This window comes from Streptomyces sp. NPDC003393 (assembly GCF_053589015.1).
This window is the reverse complement of the sequence record NZ_JBSFRB010000036.1, coordinates 1-25,548: the sequence shown is the minus strand read 5'-3', so window position 1 is coordinate 25,548 and position 25,548 is coordinate 1. Positions and strand designations below refer to the sequence as shown.

Sequence of the window (25,548 nt, the reverse complement as noted above, 5' to 3'; positions counted from 1 at the left end):
GTGATGCGGGCTCCGGGGCCGCCGCCGGTCCCTGCGGGCCGCCCCCAGCCGTCCGGGACGTCACGTCCCCGTAACCGGCGGTTCAGATGGTCCTGGGACGCTCGCTCAATGAGACCCGCCCTGCCAGAGCCCTCGCCGCCGCCCGCGGGGACCGCAGCCGTGCTCCCGCTCCCGGCTTTTGACGCGCCTGTCTCCCCCGGGGCGCGGAAGAATGGGTTCATGAGCCAGTCAGACACCCAGGCCGCAGCGCAGGTCCCGCACGTCCAGCCCTCCGTGGGCTCCATAGCCGCGCATCGCCCGCACACCGTGGCGGCCGCGGTCTCCGACCTGGACCCCGATCTCGACGCCGACCTCGACGGCTACGAGGCCACGGACGCCGAAGGGGAACAGCTGCCCCAGGGCCGGTTCCTCGACCGGGAGCGCAGCTGGCTCGCCTTCAACGAGCGGGTCCTGGAACTCGCCGAGGACCCGAACACGCCTTTGCTGGAGCGGGCGAACTTCCTCGCGATCTTCGCCAGCAACCTCGACGAGTTCTTCATGGTCCGGGTCGCCGGCCTCAAGCGCCGTATCGCCACCGGAGTCGCCACCCGGTCCGCCTCCGGCCTCCAGCCGCGGGAGGTGCTGGAGATGATCTGGGCCCGCTCCCGCGAGCTCATGGCCCGGCACGCCGCCTGCTACCACGAGGACGTCGCCCCCGCTCTGGCGGAGGAGGGCATCCACCTGGTCCGCTGGAGCGAACTGACGGAGAAGGAGCAGGCCCGCCTGTTCACCCTGTTCCGTCAGCGCATCTTCCCCGTGCTGACCCCGCTGGCGGTCGACCCCGCGCACCCCTTCCCGTACATCTCAGGCCTCTCCCTGAACCTGGCCGTCGTCGTGCGCAACCCGGTCACCGGCCACCGCCACTTCGCCCGCGTCAAGGTGCCGCCGCTGCTCTCCCGCTTCCTGGAGAGCTCCTCGGGCCGCTACGTCCCCCTCGAGGACGTCATCGCCGCCCACCTGGAGGAGCTGTTCCCGGGCATGGAGGTGCTGGAGCACCACACGTTCCGCCTCACCCGCAACGAGGACCTGGAGGTCGAGGAGGACGACACCGAGAACCTGCTCCAGGCCCTGGAGAAGGAGCTCATGCGGCGCCGCTTCGGGCCGCCGGTGCGCCTGGAGGTCGAGGAGTCCATCGACCGCGAGGTGCTGGACCTCCTCGTGCGCGAGCTGAAGATCAGTGAGGCCGAGGTGTACCCGCTGCCCGGCCCGCTCGACCTCACCGGCCTCTTCCGCATCCACAGCCTCGAGCGGCCCGAGCTGAAGTACCCCAAGTTCGTCGCCGGCACCCACCGCGACCTCGCCGAGGTCGAGTCGGCCTCCGCGCCCGACATCTTCGCGGCCCTGCGCCAGCGGGACGTGCTCCTGCACCACCCGTACGACTCCTTCTCCACCTCCGTCCAGGCCTTCCTGGAGCAGGCGGCCGCCGACCCCGACGTCCTCGCCATCAAGCAGACCCTGTACCGCACCTCCGGCGACTCCCCGATAGTCGACGCGCTCATCGACGCCGCCGAGGCCGGCAAGCAGGTCCTCGTCCTGGTCGAGATCAAGGCCCGTTTCGACGAGCACGCCAACATCAAGTGGGCGCGCAAGCTGGAGGAGGCCGGCTGCCACGTCGTCTACGGCCTCGTGGGCCTGAAGACCCACTGCAAGCTGTCCCTGGTGGTCCGCCAGGAGGGCGACGACACCCTGCGGCGCTACAGCCATGTCGGCACCGGCAACTACCACCCCAAGACCGCCCGGCTGTACGAGGACCTCGGCCTGCTCACCGCGGACCCGCAGGTCGGCGCGGACCTGTCCGACCTGTTCAACCGCCTCTCCGGCTACTCCCGCCGCGAGACCTACCGCCGGCTGCTCGTCGCGCCCAAGTCCCTGCGGGACGGTCTCGTCTCGCGGATCAACAAGGAGATCCAGCACCACCGCGCCGGACGGCCCGCGTCCATCCGCATCAAGGTCAACTCGATGGTCGACGAGGCCGTCGTCGACGCCCTCTACAGCGCCTCCCAGGCCGGAGTGCCGGTCGACGTGTGGGTGCGCGGCATCTGCGCGCTGCGCCCCGGCGTCCCCGGCCTGTCGGAGAACATCCGCGTCCGCTCGATCCTCGGCCGCTTCCTGGAGCACTCGCGGATCTTCTCCTTCGGCAACGGCGGCGAGTCCGAGGTGTGGATCGGCAGCGCCGACATGATGCACCGCAACCTCGACCGCCGTATCGAGGCCCTGGTCCGGGTCACCGACCCGGCCCACCGGGCCTCGCTCAACCGGCTCCTGGAGACCGGCATGGCCGACACCACCGCCTCCTGGCACCTCGGCCCGGACGGCGACTGGACCCGGCACTCGGTCGACGGCGACGGTCAGCCCCTGCGCAACATCCAGGAGACGCTCATTGACGCCCGGAGGCGCCGGCGTGGCACAGCGACACCTTGACCCGGCGGACCCCGCGGCCGCCGGGGCAGTGGCCGTCGATGCCCTCTCGGACTACCTGCGGGCGCAGGCGACGGAGTTCCTCCGTGCCCTGCGCCTGCACCACGAGACCGGCGGCGGCGGGAAGTCCGTCGACGCGGTCAGGGCCCTGCGCCGCGCGGCCCGCCGCATCAGCGGCACCCTGCACACCTTCGGCCCCCTGCTGGACGAGGCCTGGGCGGAACAACTCCGCGCCGAACTCGCCTGGACATCCGGCACGCTGGCCCGAGAACACGCCTACCAGGCCCGTCTGGAAAGGCTGTTGCAAGCGCTCCACAGACTCTCCCCCGAGGTGGCCGCAGGCGGTCGTGCCGACACGGGAGACGTGGCTGTGGGCAGCCGTACCTCCCCTGGTGCCGAACGCCTGGGAGGCACCCCCAGGGCGGCACGGGCGGGCGACGGGGGTGCCCCCGCGCGGGCCCGTTCGAGCGTGGCGGAGGCCCCCGGCACCACCGGGACTCCTCCCCACCCGTCGGCGCCCACGACCGAACGCGGCCACGGCAACCGCACCCTGGGCGCCGCGAAGGCGGGCGCCCTCCTGGACCGCCGGCTCACCCTCGCCCGCACCCGGGCCCACTCCACGGCCCTCCAGGCCCTCGGCTCCAGCCGCTTCCACGCCGTCGCGGACAAGGTCGCCGTCCTCGCCGGCGACGTCCCTCTCGCGCGCACCGCGCACACCCCGGCCCCCCACTCCCTGGCCACCGCCGCCCGGCAACGCCTGGCGGACGCCGTCGCCGCACTTCCCCTCGTCACCGCGGGCAGGCCGTACAACGCGGCCGCGCTGGTCCACGGTCTGGCCCCGGACCGGTCTCCGCATCCCCAGGACACTCCCTGGCACCAGGTCCGCCTGCTGCTGCGCCTGCACCGGTACGCCCAGGAGGCACTGCACGCCGTCGACGCGGACGGCGCCCCCGCGGACGCACGGCTTCTCGCGGCGGGCCGCGCCCTCGATCGGCACCGTGACGCCTCGGAGGCGGCGGCCGCCGCGGCCGCGGCCGCCCGCACGCCCCGCATCGCCCCGTCGACGGCGTACGCGCTCGGCGTGCTCCACGCGGATCAGCGCCACGAGGTGGAGGGCGCCAGGTTCGCCTTCCAGCAGGCGTGGCAGACGCAGGCGATCGGCGCGGACTGAAGGGCACGGAGCGAAAGACATCGAGCGAAGGAGGCGGTGAGCACGGTGCCGGATGCGAAGGACCCGAAGGACACCGTCGTCCGGGCGGCCGGCTGCGTCCTGTGGCGCCGCGCCCCGTCGGGCGGCTCGATCGAGCTCTGCCTGGTGCACCGGCCGAAGTACGACGACTGGTCCTGGCCGAAGGGAAAGCTCGAGCCGGGCGAGGACCCGCTGGCGGGCGCCCTGCGGGAGGTGGCGGAGGAGACGGGGTACGCCGCTGCTCCGGGCGTGGAGCTGAGCACCGTCGCCTACATGGCGGACGGGCGTCCCAAGCAGGTGCGGTACTGGGCGGCCGAGGCCACCACGGGCGGTTTCACGCCCAACAAGGAGGTGGACCGGCTGCGCTGGCTGCCGCCCGCCGCCGCCCGCGGCCGGCTGACCCAGTTCCGTGACCGTGAACTCGTCGACGAACTGCTGAGCGCGCTGCGCCTGCGGTGATGCCGCGGGGCCGCCCGGTGCCCCCGCGGCCGTCAGGCGTCTTGCGCGTGCCCCTCCGCGTCCGAGCGGGCCAGGCTGCGCGCCCGGCGGGCGGGGCCGCGCCAGCCGCAGCCGCACCGGGCCACGCAGAAACGCCCCTGTTCGACGGTCGTCGTGCGGTGTTCCTGGTGCTGCCGTTGCTCCCGCGCGGGGCCGGACCCTTCTTGTCGCGCCACGCGGACCACGCTACCCACGCCGGATGAACAACCGGTTGCGGCCTCCCGCGGCTGCCGCCCGCGCGTGACGGGCCCGAGTACGCGTCGTTGAACCGGAGGACAGGGGGCCGGTGAGGACGGAACGGCTGGGGGTAGGCAGGCGATGGCGGAGCGGCAGCGGCGGATGACGGGCAAGGCGGTGCTCGCGGCGGGGCTGTTGCTCTGCGCGTGCGCCACCGGCTGCTCCGGCGACGGCGTGGCCGCCGAGGACTCGCGCGCGGCCCACGACCCGGTGCGGACCGTGCGCCGGGTCCCCGACGCGCTGCTCGCGGCGGGCAGTTCCCAGGCCCGTACGGCGATGGAGATGGCCGCGGGCGGGACGCGTGTGACGATCCGCGGCGAGGGGGTCTACGACTTCCGGCGGCAGCTCGGGCGGCTGACGCTGGTGCTGCCGCAGGACCCCACCGGAGCCCCCGAGCACCGGCCGATCACCGAACTGCTCGCTCCGGGTGCCCTGTACATGAAGAACCGGGGAGCGGGTGTGCCCGCAGACAAGTGGGTGCGGGTGGAGACGACGACGCTGTCAGACGGCAACCTGGTCACCGGTGGCGCCACCGACCCCCTCGCCGCCGCCCAGGTGCTGCGCGGGACCCGGACGGCCGCGTTCGTCGAGGACACCCGGGTGGCGGGTGTCGCGGTGCGGCACTTCCGGGGCACCGCCGATCTGGCGCTGGCGGCGAAGAACTCCCCGGCGGCCGGTGATGAGGCGCTGAGGGCCGAGCTGAAGGCGGCGGCGAAAGGGTTCGCCACGGCCGACGTCCCGTTCGACGTCTACCTCGACGACCAGGGCCGGGTCCGCAAGCTCCGGCAGCGCTTCAGCTTCGTCGGCGGCCACGACCACGGGAGGAAGACGGTGGCCGTCTTCTCCACGACCCTGCTGTACGCCTTCGGGACCCCGGTGAGCGTGACGCTGCCGCAGTCGAAGGACATCTACACCGGCCGGATCGCCGAGCCCTGAGATTGCCCGGGCGGCCCGGCAAAGTCCCCGGGGTGGTTCGGTGAAGCGGCCCGCCGGCCGGAAATGACCGGCGAACTAGCCCTTCCGTGCCATGCGCGGTCCGTGGACGGCTCCCTACCCTAGGAAGCCGGCGACGACAGAGACGAGGTGACGCGCGTGGCTCCGGTGGGTACGGCAGTTCAGGACCACGTGGCGCTCGCCGAGATCGAGCTGTGCGGAGAGCTGATCATCGCGGCATCGGCGGCCCGTGAGCGGCTCAGCCTGGAGAGCATCGACGAGGTGCTGAGAGTCGCCGAGGAACGCCGCACCGGCTCCGACGGCTGAGCGGCCCCGGCCCCGTAGGCACGCTCTGGTTCAGGTCCGCAGCAGCCGCCCGATCGCCTTGGTGGCCTCCTCCACCTTGGCGTCGACCTCCGAGCCGCCCTTGACGGCGGCGTCGGCCACGCAGTGCCGCAGATGCTCCTCCAGCAGTTGCAGCGCGAAGGACTGCAGGGCCTTGGTGGAGGCGGACACCTGGGTGAGTATGTCGATGCAGTAGGTGTCCTCCTCGACCATCCGCTGGAGCCCGCGGATCTGCCCCTCGATCCGGCGCAGCCGCTTGAGGTGCTCCGCCTTCTGCTTGTGGTAGCCGTACGTGGCGTGCTCATGCCCGGCTTCTCCGGGGAGCGCGGCCGTGGCGCCGTCGGAGGGCGCCGTAGCGCCGGCCTCGGTGGTCGTCATCGCGTCCTCCCGCTTGTGACGGAGTCAGGCATGCATACCCCTGCCGGGTATATCGTACCGAATTTTCCCGGGTGGAGGGCCCTGGCAAGCCCCCGTGACGAGCACCGCGCGCGATGGGCGACACTGGGGGACGGCCCCCTGAGAGCCCCGGGCAGAATGGACCCCCGGGGCACGACGCCCGGCACGCACGCTCGCCGCGTTGCCGGAAGGCCCTGGTAGCTCCGCTACGAGGACCCTCCGGTGCCCGACGATCGCACGCACCGGACGCCGCGCGCTGATCGGACGCCATTCCGCCCGAGGCTCTCATCCAATGGCCGGATGATGCCCTTAGCATCACCCTGACCGAAACCGAAGCACCCCGAGGACCCCACGTGCGCTTTCGTCTGACCCCCAGGGAGACGAGCTTCTACGACATGTTCGCCGCGTCCGCGGACAACATCGTCACGGGCTCCAAACTCCTGATGGAACTGCTCGGGGCGGACACCTCCGCCCGGGCCGAGATCGCAGAGCGTATGCGGGCCGCGGAACACGCAGGCGACGACGCCACGCACGCGATCTTCCACCAGCTGAACTCCTCCTTCATCACGCCCTTCGACCGCGAGGACATCTACTCCCTCGCGTCGTCCCTCGACGACATCATGGACTTCATGGAGGAGGCCGTCGACCTGGTCGTCCTCTACAACATCGAGGAACTGCCCAAGGGCGTCGAACAGCAGATCGAGGTCCTGGCGCGGGCGGCCGAGCTGACCGCCGAGGCCATGCCTCACCTGCGCACGATGGAGAACCTCACCGAGTACTGGATCGAGGTGAACCGCCTGGAGAACCAGGCGGACCAGATCCACCGCAAGCTCCTCGCCCACCTGTTCAACGGCAAGTACGACGCGATCGAGGTGCTCAAGCTCAAGCAGATCGTGGACGTACTGGAGGAGGCGGCGGACGCCTTCGAGCACGTGGCGAACACGGTGGAGACCATCGCGGTCAAGGAGTCCTGAGGCGTCCATGGACACCTTCGCTCTGATACTGACCATCCTGGTCGCCCTGGGCTTCGCCTACACCAACGGCTTCCACGACTCCGCGAACGCGATCGCCACCTCCGTCTCGACCCGCGCTCTCACCCCGCGGGCCGCGCTGGCCATGGCCGCGGTGATGAACCTGGCCGGCGCCTTCCTCGGCAGCGGGGTCGCCAAGACCGTCAGCGAGGGTCTGATCGAGACCCCCAGCGGCAGCCAGGGGATGGGCATCCTCTTCTCGGCGCTGCTCGGCGCCATCGTCTGGAACCTGGTCACCTGGTACTTCGGCCTGCCCTCGTCCTCCTCGCACGCCCTGTTCGGCGGCCTGGTGGGCGCGGCCCTGGCGGGCGGCACGGCGGTGCACTGGAACGGCGTCCTGGACAAGGTCGTCACGCCGATGTTCCTGTCGCCGGTGGTCGGCCTGATCGTCGGCTACCTGGTCATGACGCTGATCATGTGGATCTTCCGCCGGACCAACCCGCACAAGGCCAAGCGCGGCTTCCGTATAGCGCAGACGGTCTCCGCGGCCGGCATGGCGCTCGGCCACGGCCTGCAGGACGCCCAGAAGACCATGGGCGTGGTGGTGATGGCGCTGGTCATCGGCGGCGTCGAGACGTACGGCGACCCGATCCCGGTGTGGGTGAAGCTGATCTCCGCGCTGATGCTGTCGCTGGGCACCTACGCGGGCGGCTGGCGCATCATGCGCACCCTGGGCCGCAAGATCATCGAGCTGGACCCGCCGCAGGGCTTCGCGGCCGAGGCGACCGGCGCGTCGATCATGTTCGGCACCGCCTTCCTGTTCAAGGCACCGATCTCCACCACCCACGTCATCACCTCGGCGATCATGGGTGTGGGCGCGACGAAGCGGGTGAACGCCGTCCGCTGGGGCGTGGCGAAGAACATCGTCCTCGGCTGGTTCATCACCATGCCGGCCGCCGCGATCATGTCGGCCCTGGCCTTCTGGCTGATCGACCTGGCGATCCTGTAGGACCGCCCGGCCGGCAATGCGCAGGGCCCGCCCCCGTGAGCCGGGGGCGGGCCCTTCCGCGTCCTCGCGGTGGCACCGCCATGCAGCACCGCGAGGGGTCGGTTACCGGCTCGGATCAGCCGAAGCGGCCGGAGATGTAGTCCTCGGTCGCTTGGACCGAGGGGTTGGAGAAGATCCGCTCGGTGTCGTCGATCTCGATCAGCCGGCCCGGCTGCCCGACGGCCGCCAGGTTGAAGAACGCCGTACGGTCCGAGACGCGCGCCGCCTGCTGCATGTTGTGCGTCACGATGACGATCGTGAAGCGCTGCTTCAGCTCGCCGATCAGGTCCTCGATGGCGAGGGTGGAGATCGGGTCCAGGGCGGAGCAGGGCTCGTCCATGAGCAGCACCTTCGGCTCGACGGCGATCGCCCGCGCAATGCACAGCCGCTGCTGCTGACCGCCGGACAGCCCCGAGCCCGGCTTGTTCAGCCGGTCCTTGACCTCGTTCCAGAGGTTCGCGCCCCTGAGCGACTTCTCGACGACGTCGTTCAGCTCGCCCTTCTTGTACGTGCCGTTCAGACGCAGTCCCGCTGCCACGTTGTCGAAGATCGACATGGTGGGGAACGGGTTCGGCCGCTGGAAGACCATGCCCACCTCACGGCGGACGTTCACCGGGTCGATCCCGGCGCCGTAGAGGTCCTCGGAGTCCAGCATCACCTTGCCCTCGACCCGGCCGCCCGGCGTGACCTCGTGCATCCGGTTCAGGGTGCGCAGGAACGTCGACTTGCCGCAGCCGGACGGCCCGATGAAGGCCGTCACCGAACGCGGCTCGACCGTCATCGAGATGTCCTCGATCGCCTTGTGGGAGCCGTAGTAGGCGGTGAGCCCGCTCACGTCGATTCGCTTGGCCATGACTACTTCTTCACTTCCAGTCGTCTCAGTCGCTTCAGTGGCCGCCGTCAGCGACCGGTCTTCGGGGCCTTCCAGCGGGCGATGCCGCGGGCCACCAGGTTCAGGATCATCACGAAGGCGATGAGGGTGAGAGCCGCCGCCCAGGCGCGGTCGTAGGCCGCGCCGGAACCCGAGCTGTTCGCGTACTGCTGGTAGATGTACAGCGGCAGCGAGGCCTGCGGGTCCTTGAAGGGGTTGGAGTTGATGAAGTTCGTGCCCCACACCAGCAGCAGGACGGGAGCGGTCTCACCGGTGATGCGCGCGATGGAGAGCATCACACCCGTGGCGATGCCGCCGATGGACGTCGGCAGGACCACCTTGAGGATGGTGCGCCACTTCGGGACGCCCAGCGCGAGGGAGGCCTCGCGCAGCTCGTTGGGGACGAGCTTGAGCATCTCCTCGGTGGAGCGGACCACCACGGGCATCATCAGGATCGCCAGGGCGAGCGAACCGGCGAAGCCGGAGTAGCCCATCTTGAGGATCAGGATCCAGAAACTGAGGACGAAGAGGCCGGCGACGATCGAGGGGATGCCGGTCATCACGTCGACGAAGAAGGTGACGGCCTTGGCGAGCCCGCCGCGCCCGTACTCGACCAGGTAGATCGCGGTCAGCACACCGATCGGCACGGCGATCAGGGTGGCGAGGCCCACCTGTTCCAGGGTGCCGACCAGGGCGTGGTAGATGCCGCCGCCCGGCTCGGTGTCGGCGACACCGGCCATGGAGTGGCTGAGGAAGTAGCCGTCGAGCCCCTTCGCACCGCGCTCGACCGTGACCCAGACCAGCGAGGCCAGCGGGACGACGGCGACGAGGAAGCAGACCCAGGCCAGGCTGGTGGCGATGCGGTCCCTGGCCTGCCTGCGGCCCTCGACCCGGCTCGCCACGACATAGGTGACGACAACGGCGAGGACGGCGGCGATCAGGCCCCACTGCACCTTGCTGTCCAGTCCGGTGCCCAGGCCGATGGCCACGGCCACGGCGACGGACCCCGCGACGACGGCGAGCGGGAACCACTTGGGAAGGCTGGCGCGGCGCAGCGCGCCGGCGCGCTTGTCGGTGACGGCTGGCGTGCTCATGCGTTGGCCCCCGAGTACTCCTTGCGGCGGTTGATGATCATGCGGGCCGCACCGTTGACCAGCAGGGTGATCACGAACAGCACGAGACCGGAGGCGATCAGCGCGTCCTGGCCGAACTCGGTGGCCTCGTTGAACTTGCTCGCGATGTTCTGGGCGAAGGTGCCGCCGCCCGGGTCCAGCAGGCTGGCCTTGATGTCGAAGGTCGGGGAGAGCACGGTGGCGACGGCCATCGTCTCGCCGAGCGCGCGGCCGAGGCCGAGCATCGAGGCGGAGATCACACCGGAGCGGCCGAAGGGCAGCACCGACATGCGGATGACCTCCCAGCGCGTGGCGCCGAGGGCCAGCGCGGCCTCCTCGTGCATCCGCGGGACCTGGCGGAAGACCTCGCGGCTGACGTTGGTGATGATCGGCAGGATCATGATCGCCAGCAGGATGCCCACGGTGAGCAGCGACCGCGGGGCGCCGCCCTGCCAGGACAGGACGCCGGTCCAGCCGAAGTACTCGTCGAGCCAGCCGTACAGGCCGTTCAGATGCGGCACGAGGACCAGGGCACCCCACAGGCCGTAGACGATCGACGGCACGGCGGCCAGCAGGTCGATCACGTAGGCGATGGGGCCGCTGAGCTTGCGCGGGGCGTAGTGCGTGAGGAACAGCGCGATGCCGACCGCCACCGGGACCGCGAGGGCCATGGCGACGATCGAGGAGACGACCGTGCCGAACGCCAGCACGGCGATGCCGAACTGGGGCGGCAGCACGCCGGTGTTCCACTCGAAGGTGGTCAGGAAGTTGCCGTCGTCCTTGTTGATGGCGAGGGCGGCACGGTAGGTGAGGAAGACCGCGATCGCGGCCATGATCACCAGGAGCAGGATGCCCGATCCGCGGGAGAGCCCGAGGAAGATGCGGTCCCCGGGACGGCTGGCGCCACGGGCGGCGCGCTTGTGGGCGGCCGGGCCCGTGGGGGTGAGGGGCGGAGCTGCGTCGTTGTGCTGTGTGGTTGTGTCCATCGGGTTCTCCGGTCTGCGGAGCCGTACGCGGTGTACGGGCTCCTGGCGGCGGTGCACCGGACGATGCGGTCCGGGTCCCGTTCGGTGGCGGGACCCGGCCGCACGCTCAGATCAGCTCAGGCCCGAGATGGTGGAGCGGACCTTGGTGATGATCTCGTCGGGGATCGGCGCGTAGGAGGCGCTGGTCAGCTGCTTCTGGCCGTCCTCGGAGGCGATGTAGGACAGGAAGGACTTCACGGCCGGCAGGGTGTCGGCCTTGTTGCCCTTGTCACACGCGATCTCGTAGGTGACCAGGGTGAGCGGGTAGGCGCCGTCCTCCTTCGGCTCGTAGTTGAGCTTCAGCGCCATGTCCTGCCCGGTGCCGACGACCTGCGCCGCGGCGATGGCCTTGCTGGCGTTCTCGGCGGTGGCCTTGGCCGGGGTGGCGGCGCCCGTCTTCAGGTCGACGGTCTTGATGCCGTCGGAGGCGTAGGAGAGCTCGAAGTAGGAGATCGCGCCGGAGGTCTGCTTGACCTGCTGGGCGAGGCCGGAGGAGCCCTGCGCGGACTGGCCGCCCTTGGCCTGCCAGGCCTTGCCGCCCGAGTACGGCCAGTCGCTCTTGGCGGTGGCGATCAGGTACTTGGTGAAGTTGTCCGTGGTGCCGGACTCGTCGGAGCGGTGGAACGCCTGGATCTTCAGGTCGGGCAGCTCGGCGCTCGGGTTCAGCTTCTTGATCGCCTCGTCGTTCCAGTTGGTGATCTTGCCGTTGAAGATCTTGGCGATGGTGGACGGGTCGAGGGTCAGGTTGTCCACGCCCGGCACGTTGAAGCCGACCGCGATCGGACCGCCGACCATGGGCAGGTCGATCGCCTGGCCGCCCGAGCAGACCTTCTTGGACTGCTCGATCTCCTCCGGCTTCAGGGGGGAGTCAGAACCGGCGAACGCGGTCTGGCCCTGGAGGAAGGCGGTGATACCGGCGCCCGAACCGGTCGGGTTGTAGTTGATCTGCACGTCCTTGCAGGCCTGGCCGTACTGCTTGACCCACGCGTCGATCGCGTTCTTCTGCGCCGAGGAACCGGACGCCTGCAGCTGGCCCTTGGCGCTGTCGCACTTGACCGAGCCGGGAGCGGCGGCGGCGGACGAGCTGCTGTCGCCGCCGTCCTTGCCGCTGTTGTTGTCGGAGCCGCACGCCGTGAGGGCCAGGGCGCCGGAGGCGGCGAGGACGCCGAGAGCGAGTGCCCGCCGGTTCTTGCGCTGAAGCTTCACTTGAGGGAGTTCCTTCCAGGAGCCGCCGTCCTGATCGGCGGCGTGCGAAGAGTGGTGTCGCCGGTGCGACGAGGTGCGCATCAGCACCGTGTAAGGCCGAAACTAGGCAGAACAGGTGAAGCCGCCGATGGCCGGAAGTGAACGAGGGGTGAACCCCTGCCGACGGTGCGGTGAGATCACGGAACGCTCACGGGGAGGGCACGCGAAGGTCCCGACGGACGGGCCAGGACCGCCCGTTGCGACTTCCTGGAACCCGCCGGGCCGGGGCGTCGTCTCGCTCCACGGGAGCCGACAGGAGGCGCAGACATGGAACGGCGTGCGTTCATCGGGGGCGGGGCGGCAGCGGTGGCCGCGCTGGCCACGGCAGCGTGCAGCGGTGGCGGCAGCGGAACGGCCACGGGAGCGGCCGGTACCGCCGCCGGAGCGACGTCGCCGTCCCCGGGCGGGACGCGCTCGGGCACGGGAGGTCGCGCCACCGGTGCCGCGGCCCCCGCCGACTGGACCGCGCTCGGCCGTGCCCTGGACGGCACCCTGATCCGCCCCGGCGACGCCCACTGGAGCACCGCCCACCAGCTCTACAACACCCGGTTCGACGGGCTGAAGCCCGCCGCCGTCGCCTACGTCGCCCACGCCGACGACATCCGGACGACGCTCTCCTACGCCCGCGCCCACCGCCTGCGCGTGGCCGTCCGCAACGGCGGCCACTCCTACGCCGGCTGGTCCTCCGGCGACGGCCGGCTGATCCTCGACGTCTCCAGGCTGAACCAGGTCAGGGCCGGCGGGACATCGGCCGTGGTCGGCGCCGGCGCCAAACTCATCGACGTCTACCGGGCGCTCGCCGCGAAGGGCGTGACGCTACCCGCCGGCTCCTGCCCGACGGTCGGCGTCTCCGGCCTGGTGCTGGGCGGCGGCCACGGTGTCGTCTCCCGCGCCTACGGCCTGACCTGCGACAGCCTCACCCAGGCCACCATCGTCACCGCCGACGGCCGTCAACTGACCGTCGACGGAGACGAGAACAAGGACCTGTTCTGGGCGCTGCGCGGCGCGGGCAACGGCAACTTCGGCGTCGTCACCGAACTGCGGTTCCGCACCCACCCCGCGCCCCAGGCGGTGTCCGCCTACCTCACCTGGCCGTGGGCGAAGGCGGCGGCGGTGGTGACGGCCTGGCAGGAGTGGGGCCCCGGCCAGCCGGACGAGATCTGGTCCTCCCTCCACCTGGAGAACACCCCCGGCGGCACCCCGAGGGTGTCCGTGGCCGCCTTCTCCCTCGGCACCTACGGCGAGTTGCAGAACGCGGTGGACCGCCTGGCCGCGACGATCGGCGCCGGAGCCTCGAGCGTCTCGCTGAAGCGCCACTCGTACGAGGGTGCCATGGAGGCCTACGCGGGCTGCTCGTCCTTCCCGACCGAGCCCCAGTGCCACCTGCCCGGCTCGACACCCGGCCGCTCCCCGCAGGGCAGGCTCGGCCGTGAGACCTACGCGGCGCGCTCCGACTTCTTCGACCGGTCGCTGTCCGCCGCCGGCGTCCAGACGCTGCTGTCGCAGCTCTCAACGGTGCGGGGCGGCGCGGGCAGCATCGCGCTCACCGCACTCGGCGGCGCGGTCAACCGTGTCTCGCCCACGGCGACGGCCTTCGTCCACCGGCGCTCGCGCATGCTCGCCCAGTACATAGCGTCCTGGTCCCCCACCGGCGCGGGCACGAGCGCCCAGTCCTGGCTCACGTCCGCCCACTCCGCCATGAGGCCGTACGCCTCGGGCGCCGCCTACCAGAACTACACCGACCCCACCCTGACGAACTGGCGCACGGCCTACTACGGCGCCGCGGCCCCCCGGCTGAAGCGACTGAAGCAGCAGTACGACCCGGAGGGCTTCTTCAGCTACCCGCAGGGGCTGTAGACGCAGCCGTCGGTGCGGGGCCGTGCGCTCGCCGCGCTCGCGGGCGCCGTCGCGCTACGCCGCGAGGTCCCGCTCCTCGGCGGCGGCCCGTTCCTCCGCACGCGCCCCGTCCGGCACCGTCCCCCGACGCACCCCGGCCGAAGGAGCCCGTACGAACCACGCCCCCCACCGCGACCTCTCGACGGCCTTCAGCACAGGCGTGAGCAGCGCCATCGCGACGGGCGACAGCAGCAGCGCCACCGCCGTGCCCAGCGCGAACCCACCGACCACGTCGGTCGGATAGTGCACGCCCATGTACACCCGGCAGAACCCCTCCAGCAGCGCCAGTCCGATCCCGACCAGACCGAACCGCCGGTCGGCCACGAACAGCGCCACGCCCATCGCCATGGTGAGCGTCGCGTGATCGCTGACGAAGGAGAAGTCGGTCTTCCCCGACACCAGGACGTCCAGCCCCTGGTGGTCCCGGAACGGCCGGGGCCGCTGCACGAACCCCCGGATCGGCACGTTCACCAACACCGCGATCCCCGCCGCGAGCGGCGCCCACACCAGCGCGGCCACACCGGAGGCGGCATCCTCGGCGCCCCGCCGCCGCACGGACCACCAGCACCACAGCACCACCAGGACCGTGGCGAGCAGCAGCCCGTACTCACCGACGTACTCCATGACCCGGTCGAACCAGTGCGGGGCGTCCCTGGCCAGGCCGTTGATGTCGTAGAGCAGGTCGACGTCGGGGTTCGACCCGGATTCGGCGAGTCCAGCCATCGCGCTGCGGCCCCTTCGTCGTGTCCTCGGACGTCGGTACGTCAGTACGTCAACAGGAACGCACGACCCCGTTCGATGCGTTCCACGGTCCACCGAATGATCACGCAGACGTTATCGAAGAGAGACTCGTCGTCGCAGCTCAGGGGTGGGGTTCACGCTCGGTTCACACCGAGGTGGGGAGTGCTTTCGCGCCGTCTTCGGTGACCCGGGTGGCCCCGAAATAGTCCGGTGTGTCGATCGGGTCGAAACGGATGACCGCACCCGGCCGAGGCGCGTCGATCATATATCCGCCGCCGACGTAGATGCCCACGTGCCGAATGGCCCTCGAATCGGACAGATCGTCGGAGAAGAACACCAGGTCGCCGGGGAGCAGTTCCTCCCGGCGGGGGTGCGGGCCGGCGTTGTACTGGTCGTTGGCCACCCGCGGCAGACTGATCCCCACACTCTCGAACGCGGCCTTGGTCAGCCCCGAGCAGTCGAACCGGCCGCCCTGGTCGGCGGTGCCGTTCCCGCCCCACAGATAGGGCGTATCGAGTTTGCTCTGCGCGTAGGAGATCGCGCCGGCCGCCTGCTGCGAGGGATCGACCCGGGTGACGGGCGCGGCGAAGCTCCTCTCCAGGGCCGTGATCGTCTTCACGTAGTTCCGGGTCTCCGCGTACGGCGGCACACCCCCGTACTTGATGACGGCGTACGCCCCCGCGTTGTAGGCCGCGAGCATGTTGTCCGAGAGGTCGCCGGGCACGTCCTTGACGTACTTGGCGAGTTCGCAGTCGTAGGAGGCGGCCGAGGGGATCGCGTCGTCCGGGTCCCAGACGTCCCGCTTGCCGTCGCCGTCGCCGTCCACGCCGTGCGTGGCCCAGGTCCCCGGGATGAACTGCGCGATGCCCTCCGCCGCGGCGGCCGACCTGGCGTTCGGGTTGAACCCGCTCTCCTGGTACAACTGGGCGGCGAGCAAGGCCGGGTTGATGGCGGGACACAGATTGCCCCACTTCTGCACGAGCGACTGGTAGGCGGCCGGCACGGCGCCCTTGGCGAGCCGGACGGCGCCGCCGCCCACCCCGTTGACGAGGTTGCCGGCGACGACGTACACGCCGACGACGAGCAGCATCACGAAGGCGACTCCGGATCCGACGGCGGCGATCGTCACGACCCACGCCTTACGCACCGTCAACCACCCCTCGCCGCCCGGCAGTCAGCCCGCTCGGAACAGTCTAGGGAAGCTATCGCGGCCGGCCCAGCGGAAACAGGCCGCGGATCGGCCCTCACGGATCGGCGGCGGCGTCCTCGTAGAGCGCGGCCGCCTCGGCGCCGAAGACGACGCTGTACGAGGTGTCGGCCGTTGACCCGCCCCGCTCGTGCCCGCCGAGCACCCCGACCACCTGCCGGTCGCCGTTGATCCACGGGCTGCCGCTGGTGCCGCCGGTGAACTCGGGGCAGTCGATGCGCTGCTGGGTGCGGCTGTGCCGGTGCGGCTTGTTGGTGCAGGTGACGGGCACCTCGCGGGAGTCGGGATACCCGGTGACGGTCACCGCGGTCGCCCCGGTGGCCATGCCGCTGACGAATCGGTTGCCGCCGACGACGTCCTCGACGTTCCTGCCGTCGTCGGGGAAGAGCACGAGGAAGGCGAGGTCGCTGTCCTCGTCCCTGCCCTTGGACCAATCACCCGGCAGGAACTGCTTCTTGACCTGCCAGACCCCGTACGGGGCCCTGCCGTCCCGGTATCCCGGCGCGAAGACGAGAGCGGTGTCGCCGGTCAGGCAGTGCGCGGCAGTGAGGACGAGGTTCCGGTTGGGGCTGTGCACGACCGACGCGGTGCAGAAGTGGCTGCCGGGCAGGTCGCCGGCCTTGTCGGCGGCGAACAGCGCTCCGATCCGCGCGCTCTGCGCGTTCTCCGGGATCACCGCGGTCACCCCCAGGGGGCCCGGCCCGTCGGAGGCGGACGCGACGGAGGCCGAGGTCAGCGCGATCAGCACCAGGCCGACGCACAGCGCGGAGGTCCGGGTGCGGGCGCGCGAGCGTACGCGACGGGCGAGGCTCTGGATCCCTGTGGTGCGCTTCATCAGGCTCCACTGTGTCCCAGGAAGGTGAGAACGGGATTCCGACTGCACTGAGATCTTCCTGTGAAACCCCCGTTCACCGCACACTTCGCCCGGCATCGCCCCTCTTGCCCCGACTCATGGATTTCGGCCCGGGCCCTGCTCCCACGCACCGCCCGGAGCCGGTCCGGGCGTAAAAGACAGGCGAGTTCGGCCACTTCGCGACCGGCAGGGCGTGAGACCATCGACACGGCACGCGACCACTCACCCGACCGGCCGTCAGAAGCTTTGCGGGAGCGTGAAAAGTGTGCTCGGCGTGACCTGCCGTGATACACAGAGTAACCGTACGCACGAAACCGGTCGGCAATGGCGCCAAGTCGACATGCGCGGGCGTCATTGTCGGCGACAATGAGGCCTGACCTCTGCGTGCCCGCAGGGGCACCGGAACTACCCACCAGGGGCGGTGACTTACATGCTCTTTGCGGCCGACAAGGGAGACATCAACACCATCATCGGCGGGATCGCTCCGGACTGGGGCCCCTTCGGCAGCCTGGGCAACGAGGCGAAGGTGATGATCGAGGTGGTCATGGCGGTGGCCATCCTGCTCTGCCTCGGCATCGCCGTCTGGGGCGCGGCGAAGCAGCGTATCGGTGCCACGGCCCTCAGGGACACCTTCAGCGCCGAACAGGGCAAGGGCCTCATCATCGCCGGCCTCACGGGCGTCTTCATCATCGGCTCCCTCGGCACTCTGTTCACCATCGTGTACGGCATGGCGGTGTAGACCGCTGCCCTGTGCCCGGCGCACACCCGCGCATGCCGCGCACGGTGCCCCCGTCCGCGCCGTCGGCCGGCCCGTCCTGGCGCGTCCGGTGCCCCCGCTGCTCCCACCCACCCACCGTGCCCACCGGCCGAGGTTGCGTTTCCCTGATGTCGAGTCACCACACCGCGCCCACGCGGGAACCAGCACGGCTACCGTCGTACTTCTACGCGTTCCGGTACGAGGTCGAGGTCGAGGGGGCGTACGGGACATGAGTCTCGGAGACGAGCACGGACACGGCGATACCGCGCGCGCCGACGACGAGCTGTACGCCGGCGGCGGGCAGACCCGCACCCGGCTCCCCGAGCGTTCCGCCGACCCCTACGGCGGTGCCCGCCGCGGCCCCCGCTCCTCCTCGCGCAGCCTGGTCACCGTGGTCGCCGTCGTCGTCCTCCTCGTCGCCGCGATCGCCTTCGCCAACCGAGGCGGGGGCGGCTCCTCCGCCGCGGACTCCGGCGGCAACGGCCACGACCCCAAGGCGGCCGCCACCGCCCCCACGGGCAAGCACCCGGTGACGACGAAGACCGGCGGCATCCCCTCCGGCTTCAGCCACGACGAACAGGGGGCGCAGAGCGCGGCGGCGAACTACTCGGTGGCCCTCGGCTCGGCCGACATGTTCGACACCGCCCAGCGGCACCGGATCGTGAACACGGTTTACGCCCCCGATGTCGCCGCCCGCCGCCAGGCGGACCTGGACAGCGCCTACTCGAACGAGAAGTTCCTGAGCAACATCGGCCTCGAGAAGAACGGCACCGCACCGACCGGCCAGACGTTCGTCTCCCGGGTGGTCCCGGTGGGCACCAAGGTCACCTCGCTGAGCGGCGACAGAGCGAGCGTCGAGGTCTGGTACACGTCGCTCTTCGGCCTGTCCGGCGAGGCGTCGACCAACCCCGTGTCCGAGAGCTGGTACACCACCACGTATCAGCTGACGTGGGTCGACAACGACTGGAAGATCAACGACTTCCAGCAGAAGGACGGTCCCGTGCCGGTGGGACGCGACCAGAGGGCCTCCACCGCCGACGACATGACGAAGGCCGTCGAGGAGTACGGAGGGTTCACGTATGCGCGCTAACCACCGCTTCCTCAAGGTGGCGGCTGCGGTCACCGCCGTACAGACCGGCCTGACGCTGTTGGCCACCCGTGCCCTCGCCGCGCCCTCGCCCAGTCCGACTCCGACACCGTCGGTAAGCAAGGACCCGTGCGGCCTGATCCGCGGTCCCGCCAAGGACTACTGCGAAAAAGGCAACGGTCCGTCCAGGTCCGGCGGGCTCGACTCCGACCCCACCTCATCCCTCGACCCCCTCTCCTCCCTCGCCAAGGGCTGTGCCGACGCCGCCTCCTGGACGATCGACAAGCTCAGCCACGCCGTGAAGGAGACGGCCGACGTCGACTTCACGAACCAGAAGTTCCTCCAGCAGTACGCCGTCGTGTTCGCGGCCTCGACGATCCTCACCCTGCTGCTGTGGCTGCTGGCCGTGGCCAAGCGAGCCGTGCGCGGCGTACCGCTGACCACCGCGATCTCGGAGGCGGTCGGCTTCCTCTGGCTGACCGTGCTCGCCTCCGCCTTCACCCCGCTGATCCTCTACACGGTCGTCTCGGCCGCCGACGGCGTCTCCGAGGTGCTCGCCAAGGCCACCGGGGACCAGACGGACACGTTCTTCGGCACGTTCTCCGCCGCACTCGGCAAGGGCAACGACATCGGCGGCGGGCCGATCATGCTGATCGTCGTCTCCCTCGTGTCGATCCTCGCCGCCGGAGTGCTCTGGCTGGAGCTGGTCATCCGTGCCGCGCTGCTCTACGTCGGCGCACTGCTCGGCACCGTCGTCTACGCGGGACTCGTCGACAAGAACCTGTGGGGGCACGTCCGCCGCTGGGCAGGCATCATGATCGCGGTGATCCTGGTCAAGCCCGTCATCGTGATCGTGCTGGGGCTCGCCGGGGCACTGTCGTCCGACGACAAGGGCCCGGGCGCGTTCTCCGCCGTCGTCTCCGGCCTCGCCATCATCCTGCTCGCCATCTTCGCCAGCGCGATGATCTACCGCTTCGTCCCCGGCTTCGGCGACGAGATCGCCGCCGGCCGCAACAACCGCATCATGCAGGGCGCCGAGGGCAAGGCCGCGGCCGTCATCAGCTCCCCGGCGACCCTGGTCGCACAGGGCATCAAGACCCACAGCACCCGGGCCGACAGCAACGGCGCCGCGGCCGGCCACACGCCCGCGCCCCGCCCGGCCAACCCCGTCTCCGGTGGCGTCGCCGCACACAGCACACGCGTCCCGGACGGCGGCGGATCCGTCCCTTCCGCCGCCCCCGCTCCCCGCGCACCCAGCCCGGTGAACACTCCCCACGCCAGCAGCAGCCGCAACAGCAGTACCAACCGCACGGGAGGTGAAGGGCGTTGACGACCGAGTCCCACATGTCCCATACGGTCACGCCCCGCCGTACATATCTGATCGGCCGCGCCCGGCCGAACGCGATCGTCGGCCGCAACCGCGAGACCGGCGAGATCGCGCTGATCGTCGTGGGCGCGTTCATCGGCATGATGTGCGGGCTCCTCGTCCCGGTACTGCCCCTGCGGATCGTTCTGCTGACGGGCTTTCCGCTGCTCGCGCTGGCCGCGGTCTACGTGCCGTACCGGCACCGCACCTTCTACAAGTGGTTCGAGATCAACCGCAGTTACAAGCGCACCGTGCAGCGGGGCGCCGCCTACCGCTCGGGCGTGATGGAGGCCGGTACGCGCATCGACGGACGGGAGATCGAGATCGGGCCGCCTCCCGGGATCGGCCGCATCAGCTGGCTGGCCGCACCCTTCGGCCCGGACGAGATCGCCGTACTGCTGCACGCCGACCGCAAGACCGTCACCGCCGCCATCGAGATCGAGGGCCCCGGCGTCGGACTGCGCGACTCCGAGGACCAGGAAGCCCTCGTCGACCGGTTCGGCACCCTGCTCAAGCACGTCGCCAACGGCGACGGCTTCGTCACCCGCCTCCAGATGCTTGCCCGCACCCTGCCCGCCGACCCCGACGCCCACGCCAAGGACGTCGCCCAGCGCGGGGACGAGCGCGCCCCGGTGTGGCTGCGGCAGTCCTACGACCAGCTCCAGTCCATGGTCTCCACCAGCAGCGAGCAGCACCGCGCCTATCTGGTCGCCTGCATGCACTACAGCCGCGAACTGGCCGCCGAAGCCAACGCGATGGCGCGGGCGGCCCGGACGCAGTCCGGCCGCGGACTCGACCGGGACGCCGGTCTCGCCGTCGTCATGGCACGCGAGCTGACCGACATCTGCTCCCGGCTCCAGGAGGCCGACATCCGCGTACGGCAGCCGCTCGGTCAGGGGCGGCTGGCCTCGCTGATCCACTCCATGTACGACCCGGACCACCCGATCGACCACATCCAGGCGATGACCCAGCGCAACGCCTGGCCGGCCGAACTGGACGCCGTGGAGCCGACGTACCTCCAGGCCAAGACCCGCGAGTCCGCCACCCGCGAGCCCTGGTGCCACGCCACCGCGTGGATCAAGGAGTGGCCGATGACCCCGGTCGGCGTCAACTTCCTCGCCCCGCTCCTCGTCCACACCCCGGACGTGATCCGCACCGTCGCCGTCACGATGGACCTCGAACCCACCGAGGTCGCCATCGAACGCATGCTGACCGAGAAGACCAACGACGTCGCCGAGGCCAGCCGCGCCGCGAAGATGAACCGCACCGTCGACCCGCGCGACGTCCAGGCCCACCACCGTCTCGACCAGCGCGGCGAGGACCTCGCCAGCGGCGCCGCCGGCGTCAACCTGGTCGGCTACATCACCGTCTCCGCCCGCTCCCCCGAGGCCCTGGCCCGTGACAAACGGACCATCCGCGCCTCGGCCGGAAAGTCCTACCTGAAGCTGGAGTGGTGCGACCGCGAGCACCACCGCGCCTTCGTGAACACGCTCCCGTTCGCCACCGGAATCCGACGGTAGGGACTGATGCTCTGATGCGGGACCCGCTGACCGCACTCACGGACGCCTTCACGTCCTTCCTGTTCGGGAAGGTCGAGACGACCCGGCTGCCGGTGCGCACCTCCACGGGCCAGGCCCAGGCGGTGTACCTGCCCACGGCCGCGCCGGGCCTCGGCGACTCGGGCGTCATCATCGGCCGCGAGGTGTACTCCGGGAAGGGCTACATCTACGACCCCTTCCAGCTGTACGGCCAGCAGCTCCCCGCCCCGCACTGGCTGGTCCTCGGTGAGTCCGGCAACGGCAAGTCGGCGCTGGAGAAGACGTACGTCCTGCGCCAGCTGCGCTTCCGCGACCGCCAGGTCGTCGTCCTGGACGCCCAGGGCGAGGACGGCGTCGGCGAGTGGAACCTCATCGCACAGGAGCTGGGGATAACGCCCATCCGGCTGGACCCGACGGCCGCCCTCGACCACGGCATCCGGCTCAACCCCCTGGACCCGGCGATCACGACGACCGGGCAGCTCGCCCTCCTCCGCACCATCATCGAGGTCGCGATGGGGCACGGCCTGGACGAGCGGTCCGGCTTCGCGCTCAAGGTCGCGCACGCCTACGTCAACGAGACGATCGTGGAGCGTCAGCCGGTCCTGTCCGACATCGTCGATCAACTGCGCCACCCGGAGCCGGAGTCGGCCGAGGCGATGAACGTCGCCGTCGACGACGTACGGGCGTGGGGACTGGACGTCGCCCTGGTCCTCGACCGTCTGGTCGACGGCGACCTGCGGGGCATGTTCGACGGGCCGACGACGGTCGGGATCGACCTGGACGCCCCGCTGATCGTCTTCGACCTGTCCCACATCGACCGCAACTCCATCGCCATGCCGATCCTGATGGCGATCGTCGGCGTGTGGCTGGAGCACACCTGGATCCGCCCCGACCGCAAGAAGCGCATCTTCCTGGTCGAGGAGGCCTGGCACATCATCAACAGCCCGTTCGTGGCCCAGCTGTTCCAGCGGTTGCTGAAGTTCGGCCGTCGGCTCGGCCTGTCCTTCGTGGCGGTCGTCCACCACCTCTCCGACGTGGTGGACGGTGCGGCGGCGAAGGAGGCGGCCGCGATCCTGAAGATGGCGTCGACCAGGACGATCTACGCCCAGAAGGCCGACGAGGCGCGGGCCACGGGCCGGGTGCTGGGCCTGCCCCGGTGGGCCGTGGAGATCATTCCGACCCTCACACCGGGCATCGCGGTGTGGGACGTCAACGGCAACGTCCAGGTCGTCAAGCACCTGATCACCGAGACGGAACGGCCGTTGGTCTTCACCGACCGCGCCATGACAGAGTCCTCCGGCGACCTCGCCGTCGACGACGCCCTGCGCGCCGCCGAACTCGAGACCGAACAGCGTGCGTCGGCCTTCATGGAGCAGCACGTCCCCGATCTGGGCGGCTCCTCCGAGTCGACGGTGGCGTGAGGGGGCGCACAGAGGTGGGACCGAACGACCACTACCCGAGACAGCGGGGTCAGGGGCAGCAGGCGCAGGGCCGGCGGGACGGCCAGGCCGGAGTTCCGGACGGCCTGCTGGTCGGCTTCCTGGCCTTCCTCCTCGGCATGACCCTGCTGGTGTGGACGGCCACGGGTCTGGCCGGTCTGTTCGCGCACGGCGCCTGGCCGTCCAACGTGACCTTCACCCGTACGCCGCTGGCCATGCGCCACCTCGTCGGCGAACCGCACGACGTCCTCGGGGCCTGGCCGGACGCCCCGCCCGAGCAGCTCTCCGGGTACGGACTGTTCTGGGGCTTGTTCATCGGCCAGCTGATGGTGCTGCTCGTGCTGACGGTGTTCGTAATGGGCACGGTGGCGCGATGGCGGGCCGGGCGGGCGAGGAAACGGGCGGCGCAGGCGGCGGCCGGAGAGGCGAAGGCCAGGGAGTCGTGGCATGCGGCGGCCGAGGGGCCGAGGGCGGCGCCCGGCCCGCCGGCCCACCACGAAGTCCCCGCGCAGCGGACGCTCCCGGAGCCCGCACCGCAGTCGGAACCACAGCCTTCAGCGCACCTGGAACCGCGGCCCGCGGCGCGACTCGAACCGCAGCCTGGAGCATGTCCCGAACCGCAGCCCGGAACGCGGTCCGGTCCGCAGCAGCCGCCGCTCGCGCCGCACCAACCGCCGAGGCCGGCGCACGACACCCACGATTCCGTGTTCACGGGCGGCCGGCGGTCCGCGGTGTTCGTGGCGCCGCGTGAGGAGCGGCAGGCGACCGCCGCCCACGCGATCCACGACGCGGTCGGTCCCGCCCTCGTGGTCACCTCCAATCCCGCCCTGTGGCAGGAGACCAAGGACGGCAGGGCCAAGCTCGGCCCGGTTCTCCTCTACGACCCCGGTCACCTCTGCGACACCCCGGCCCGCCTCCACTGGTCGCCCACCAGCGGCTGCGAGGACAAGGAGACGGCCGTCGCGAGAGCGGACGCCCTCCTCGCCCCGGTGCGCCCGACCGCCAAGATCGACCAGGCGGTGAGCGACACCGCACACACGCTTCTGCGCAGTTATCTGCACGCCGCGGCCATCGACGGCCGCACCGTCCGCCACGTCCACCGCTGGTCGCAGGGGGGTCAACTCCAGGAGGCCGTGCGGTCCCTCCGTACGAACCCCAAGGCGGCGTCCGGTTCCGCCGGTGAGCTGGAGGCCGCGCTCACCGGGCATCCTGAACGTCGTGACATCGCCCTGGAACTCACGGCCCGAGCGCTGGCCTCACTCGTCAGGGTGAACGTACGGGAGGCCTGCACACCCAACCGAAATGATGCGCTCGCCTTGGATTCCTTCGTGAACGAGGGGGGAACGCTTTACGTGGTGGGGGAATCCATCGAGGATCCCCGCACCGATCCGGGCGCGATGCCGCTGCTGACGGCACTCGCCGCAAGCGTGGTCGAGCACGGCCGGCGCATGGCCGAACGGTCATCCTCCGGTCGGCTCGACCCACCACTGACGTGCGTCCTGGACGACGTGGCCGCCGTGGCTCCGCTGCCCCAGCTCCCCGAACTGCTCGCCGGCGGATCCCAGCGCGGCATGCCCACACTGGCCCTGCTGCGTTCCCGGGAGCAGGGCCGCGCCCGCTGGCCGCACGACGAGCTTCCGGCCTGAGCTTCAGGGGCGCTCGAGCGCGTACTCCAGCTCCGTCTCGTCGGGGCGGGCGCTCAACGGCACGGTACGACCGGTGGGCGCGAAGCCGACCCTGCGGTAGAAGCGCTGGGCGCGCCCGTTGTCCTCGTGCACGATGAGCCGGACCCGTTCGGCGTCCACGTCCCACGCCCACTGGAGGGCCTCGTCGAACAGCACCTCGGTCAGTCCGCACCCGCGGTGCTCGGGCCGTACGTACACGCCGACGACGTGTCCCTGCGTCCGTTCGACCGTGAACCCGGCCCAGTCGGTCGTGCCGGCCCGTTCCAGGAGCATCGTGACGGTCCCGACCCACTCGCCGTCCGGCCCCTCCGCGACGAACGCCCTGGCGTCGGTCGCACCCTCCGTGGAGTTGGTCGCCCGGTCCTGCCAGAAGGAGTCCGGACGGGTCACGGCGTCGTCGTACGTCTCCAGGAACGCGAGAGGGGCCACCGGGTCCCGCAGGGCGAGGAGACGCAGCGCCTTGAGCGCCGGCCACTCCTCGGCGCGTATGGCGCGGACCACGAACTTCTCATCAGTGTCGGGGCTGCTCATGGGACCACGGTAGTCCAGCGAAACGAAAAGGCCCACGCCTTTTCGGCGTGGGCCTTTCCTGAAGAGTTGTTCGGCGGTGTCCTACTCTCCCACAGGGTCCCCCCTGCAGTACCATCGGCGC

Annotated in this window: 24 protein-coding genes; 14 read left to right on the top strand and 10 right to left on the bottom strand. The window is 70.7% G+C overall.

The genetic code is table 11. The features are described 5' to 3' along the window. Positions 1 to 108: 108 nt before the first annotated feature. The 3 genes from ACWDUZ_RS28360 to ACWDUZ_RS28350 are packed head-to-tail and all read left to right on the top strand — an operon-like array spanning position 109 to position 4,105. On the top strand, positions 109 to 2,460 hold the full coding sequence (locus tag ACWDUZ_RS28360) for an RNA degradosome polyphosphate kinase (RefSeq protein ID WP_451634635.1): 2,352 nt from the start codon (positions 109 to 111) through the stop codon (positions 2,458 to 2,460). Continuing rightward, positions 2,441 to 3,628 (top strand): CHAD domain-containing protein, encoded by a 1,188-nt coding sequence (locus ACWDUZ_RS28355; RefSeq protein WP_451634634.1) that lies wholly within the window; start codon positions 2,441 to 2,443, stop codon positions 3,626 to 3,628. Before ACWDUZ_RS28360 ends, ACWDUZ_RS28355 begins: the two co-directional genes overlap by 20 nt. A 36-nt stretch (positions 3,629 to 3,664) precedes the next feature. Then, positions 3,665 to 4,105, top strand: a complete 441-nt coding sequence (locus ACWDUZ_RS28350) for an NUDIX hydrolase (RefSeq protein WP_451634633.1) — start codon at positions 3,665 to 3,667, stop codon at positions 4,103 to 4,105. A gap of 32 nt (positions 4,106 to 4,137) precedes the next feature. On the opposite strand, the gene ACWDUZ_RS28345 is transcribed toward ACWDUZ_RS28350, so the two are convergent. Then, a complete protein-coding gene (locus ACWDUZ_RS28345) occupies positions 4,138 to 4,320 on the bottom strand; it encodes a hypothetical protein (RefSeq protein ID WP_451634632.1) in 183 nt (60 codons plus the stop codon). A 142-nt stretch (positions 4,321 to 4,462) separates the two neighbouring features. On the opposite strand from ACWDUZ_RS28345, the gene ACWDUZ_RS28340 reads away from it, so the two are divergent. Both ACWDUZ_RS28340 and ACWDUZ_RS28335 read left to right on the top strand, forming a co-directional pair. Then, entirely contained in the window at positions 4,463 to 5,317 is an 855-nt protein-coding gene (locus tag ACWDUZ_RS28340; protein WP_451634631.1) for a hypothetical protein, read from the top strand. 156 nt (positions 5,318 to 5,473) lie between these two features. Beyond that, entirely contained in the window at positions 5,474 to 5,641 is a 168-nt protein-coding gene (locus ACWDUZ_RS28335; protein ID WP_189906024.1) for a hypothetical protein, read from the top strand. 30 nt (positions 5,642 to 5,671) lie between these two features. Here the strand turns inward: ACWDUZ_RS28335 and ACWDUZ_RS28330 are convergent, their stop codons facing one another. Next, positions 5,672 to 6,037, bottom strand: a complete 366-nt coding sequence (locus ACWDUZ_RS28330) for a metal-sensitive transcriptional regulator (protein WP_451634630.1) — start codon at positions 6,035 to 6,037, stop codon at positions 5,672 to 5,674. 371 nt (positions 6,038 to 6,408) lie between these two features. Between ACWDUZ_RS28330 and ACWDUZ_RS28325 the strand changes: the two genes are divergently transcribed. Together ACWDUZ_RS28325 and ACWDUZ_RS28320 are read left to right on the top strand one after the other, a co-directional pair. Then, positions 6,409 to 7,029 carry a DUF47 domain-containing protein gene (locus tag ACWDUZ_RS28325; RefSeq protein ID WP_358868685.1) on the top strand — a complete coding sequence of 207 codons (621 nt, stop codon included), beginning with the start codon at positions 6,409 to 6,411 and terminating at the stop codon, positions 7,027 to 7,029. 7 nt (positions 7,030 to 7,036) lie between these two features. After that, positions 7,037 to 8,035, top strand: coding sequence for an anion permease (locus tag ACWDUZ_RS28320; RefSeq protein WP_451634629.1), 999 nt, complete (start codon positions 7,037 to 7,039; stop codon positions 8,033 to 8,035). Between the two features lie 115 nt (positions 8,036 to 8,150). Here the strand turns inward: ACWDUZ_RS28320 and pstB are convergent, their stop codons facing one another. The 4 genes from pstB to pstS all read right to left on the bottom strand — a co-directional run bounded on the left by pstB (position 8,151) and on the right by pstS (position 12,288). After that, a complete protein-coding gene (pstB, locus tag ACWDUZ_RS28315) occupies positions 8,151 to 8,927 on the bottom strand; it encodes a phosphate ABC transporter ATP-binding protein PstB (protein WP_451634628.1) in 777 nt (258 codons plus the stop codon). 47 nt (positions 8,928 to 8,974) lie between these two features. Beyond that, the gene (pstA, locus tag ACWDUZ_RS28310) at positions 8,975 to 10,039 is read right to left on the bottom strand and encodes a phosphate ABC transporter permease PstA (RefSeq protein ID WP_451634627.1); all 1,065 of its coding nucleotides are present in this window, start codon (positions 10,037 to 10,039) and stop codon (positions 8,975 to 8,977) included. Next, positions 10,036 to 11,043, bottom strand: coding sequence for a phosphate ABC transporter permease subunit PstC (gene pstC / locus ACWDUZ_RS28305; protein WP_451634626.1), 1,008 nt, complete (start codon positions 11,041 to 11,043; stop codon positions 10,036 to 10,038). Before pstC ends, pstA begins: the two co-directional genes overlap by 4 nt. A 111-nt stretch (positions 11,044 to 11,154) precedes the next feature. Next, positions 11,155 to 12,288, bottom strand: coding sequence for a phosphate ABC transporter substrate-binding protein PstS (gene pstS, locus ACWDUZ_RS28300; RefSeq protein ID WP_451634625.1), 1,134 nt, complete (start codon positions 12,286 to 12,288; stop codon positions 11,155 to 11,157). 306 nt (positions 12,289 to 12,594) lie between these two features. On the opposite strand from pstS, the gene ACWDUZ_RS28295 reads away from it, so the two are divergent. Next, positions 12,595 to 14,184 (top strand): FAD-binding oxidoreductase, encoded by a 1,590-nt coding sequence (locus tag ACWDUZ_RS28295; RefSeq protein ID WP_451634624.1) that lies wholly within the window; start codon positions 12,595 to 12,597, stop codon positions 14,182 to 14,184. 54 nt (positions 14,185 to 14,238) lie between these two features. On the opposite strand, the gene ACWDUZ_RS28290 is transcribed toward ACWDUZ_RS28295, so the two are convergent. The 3 genes from ACWDUZ_RS28290 to ACWDUZ_RS28280 form a co-directional block, all read right to left on the bottom strand. After that, positions 14,239 to 14,946 carry a phosphatase PAP2 family protein gene (locus ACWDUZ_RS28290; RefSeq protein WP_451634623.1) on the bottom strand — a complete coding sequence of 236 codons (708 nt, stop codon included), beginning with the start codon at positions 14,944 to 14,946 and terminating at the stop codon, positions 14,239 to 14,241. Between the two features lie 163 nt (positions 14,947 to 15,109). Beyond that, a complete protein-coding gene (locus ACWDUZ_RS28285) occupies positions 15,110 to 16,117 on the bottom strand; it encodes a C40 family peptidase (RefSeq protein ID WP_451634622.1) in 1,008 nt (335 codons plus the stop codon). Positions 16,118 to 16,208: 91 nt separating this feature from the next. Next, on the bottom strand, positions 16,209 to 17,006 hold the full coding sequence (locus ACWDUZ_RS28280; RefSeq protein WP_451634621.1) for a trypsin-like peptidase domain-containing protein: 798 nt from the start codon (positions 17,004 to 17,006) through the stop codon (positions 16,209 to 16,211). 448 nt (positions 17,007 to 17,454) lie between these two features. On the opposite strand from ACWDUZ_RS28280, the gene ACWDUZ_RS28275 reads away from it, so the two are divergent. From ACWDUZ_RS28275 to ACWDUZ_RS28250, 6 genes are all read left to right on the top strand, one after another. Next, positions 17,455 to 17,763: a hypothetical protein gene (locus tag ACWDUZ_RS28275; protein WP_014673544.1), complete on the top strand. Its 309-nt coding sequence runs from the start codon at positions 17,455 to 17,457 to the stop codon at positions 17,761 to 17,763. Between the two features lie 247 nt (positions 17,764 to 18,010). Next, positions 18,011 to 18,871, top strand: coding sequence for a hypothetical protein (locus ACWDUZ_RS28270; protein ID WP_451634620.1), 861 nt, complete (start codon positions 18,011 to 18,013; stop codon positions 18,869 to 18,871). After that, positions 18,861 to 20,198, top strand: a complete 1,338-nt coding sequence (locus ACWDUZ_RS28265; protein WP_451634619.1) for a hypothetical protein — start codon at positions 18,861 to 18,863, stop codon at positions 20,196 to 20,198. Before ACWDUZ_RS28270 ends, ACWDUZ_RS28265 begins: the two co-directional genes overlap by 11 nt. Next, positions 20,195 to 21,754 carry an SCO6880 family protein gene (locus tag ACWDUZ_RS28260; protein WP_451634618.1) on the top strand — a complete coding sequence of 520 codons (1,560 nt, stop codon included), beginning with the start codon at positions 20,195 to 20,197 and terminating at the stop codon, positions 21,752 to 21,754. The genes ACWDUZ_RS28265 and ACWDUZ_RS28260 overlap by 4 nt, the downstream gene beginning before the upstream one ends. A 14-nt stretch (positions 21,755 to 21,768) precedes the next feature. After that, complete coding sequence (locus tag ACWDUZ_RS28255) at positions 21,769 to 23,193, top strand: ATP-binding protein (RefSeq protein WP_451634617.1); 1,425 nt, start codon at positions 21,769 to 21,771, stop codon at positions 23,191 to 23,193. A gap of 14 nt (positions 23,194 to 23,207) precedes the next feature. After that, positions 23,208 to 24,857, top strand: a complete 1,650-nt coding sequence (locus tag ACWDUZ_RS28250) for a type VI secretion protein (RefSeq protein WP_451634616.1) — start codon at positions 23,208 to 23,210, stop codon at positions 24,855 to 24,857. A 3-nt stretch (positions 24,858 to 24,860) separates the two neighbouring features. On the opposite strand, the gene ACWDUZ_RS28245 is transcribed toward ACWDUZ_RS28250, so the two are convergent. Beyond that, on the bottom strand, positions 24,861 to 25,427 hold the full coding sequence (locus ACWDUZ_RS28245) for a GNAT family N-acetyltransferase (protein ID WP_451634615.1): 567 nt from the start codon (positions 25,425 to 25,427) through the stop codon (positions 24,861 to 24,863). Between the last annotated feature and the right edge of the window lie 121 nt (positions 25,428 to 25,548).

Excerpts from the sequence above, each read along its gene's own strand:
- ACWDUZ_RS28360 (WP_451634635.1), top strand. The coding sequence starts at position 109 with ATGAGACCCGCCCTGCCAGAGCCCTCGCCGCCGCCCGCGGGGACCGCA.
- ACWDUZ_RS28340 (WP_451634631.1), top strand. The coding sequence starts at position 4,463 with ATGGCGGAGCGGCAGCGGCGGATGACGGGCAAGGCGGTGCTCGCGGCG.
- ACWDUZ_RS28330 (WP_451634630.1), bottom strand. The coding sequence starts at position 6,037 with ATGACGACCACCGAGGCCGGCGCTACGGCGCCCTCCGACGGCGCCACG.
- ACWDUZ_RS28320 (WP_451634629.1), top strand. The coding sequence starts at position 7,037 with ATGGACACCTTCGCTCTGATACTGACCATCCTGGTCGCCCTGGGCTTC.
- pstB (WP_451634628.1), bottom strand. The coding sequence starts at position 8,927 with ATGGCCAAGCGAATCGACGTGAGCGGGCTCACCGCCTACTACGGCTCC.
- pstA (WP_451634627.1), bottom strand. The coding sequence starts at position 10,039 with ATGAGCACGCCAGCCGTCACCGACAAGCGCGCCGGCGCGCTGCGCCGC.
- pstC (WP_451634626.1), bottom strand. The coding sequence starts at position 11,043 with ATGGACACAACCACACAGCACAACGACGCAGCTCCGCCCCTCACCCCC.
- ACWDUZ_RS28295 (WP_451634624.1), top strand. The coding sequence starts at position 12,595 with ATGGAACGGCGTGCGTTCATCGGGGGCGGGGCGGCAGCGGTGGCCGCG.
- ACWDUZ_RS28290 (WP_451634623.1), bottom strand. The coding sequence starts at position 14,946 with ATGGCTGGACTCGCCGAATCCGGGTCGAACCCCGACGTCGACCTGCTC.
- ACWDUZ_RS28280 (WP_451634621.1), bottom strand. The coding sequence starts at position 17,006 with ATGAAGCGCACCACAGGGATCCAGAGCCTCGCCCGTCGCGTACGCTCG.
- ACWDUZ_RS28275 (WP_014673544.1), top strand. The coding sequence starts at position 17,455 with ATGCTCTTTGCGGCCGACAAGGGAGACATCAACACCATCATCGGCGGG.
- ACWDUZ_RS28270 (WP_451634620.1), top strand. The coding sequence starts at position 18,011 with ATGAGTCTCGGAGACGAGCACGGACACGGCGATACCGCGCGCGCCGAC.
- ACWDUZ_RS28265 (WP_451634619.1), top strand. The coding sequence starts at position 18,861 with ATGCGCGCTAACCACCGCTTCCTCAAGGTGGCGGCTGCGGTCACCGCC.
- ACWDUZ_RS28255 (WP_451634617.1), top strand. The coding sequence starts at position 21,769 with ATGCGGGACCCGCTGACCGCACTCACGGACGCCTTCACGTCCTTCCTG.
- ACWDUZ_RS28245 (WP_451634615.1), bottom strand. The coding sequence starts at position 25,427 with ATGAGCAGCCCCGACACTGATGAGAAGTTCGTGGTCCGCGCCATACGC.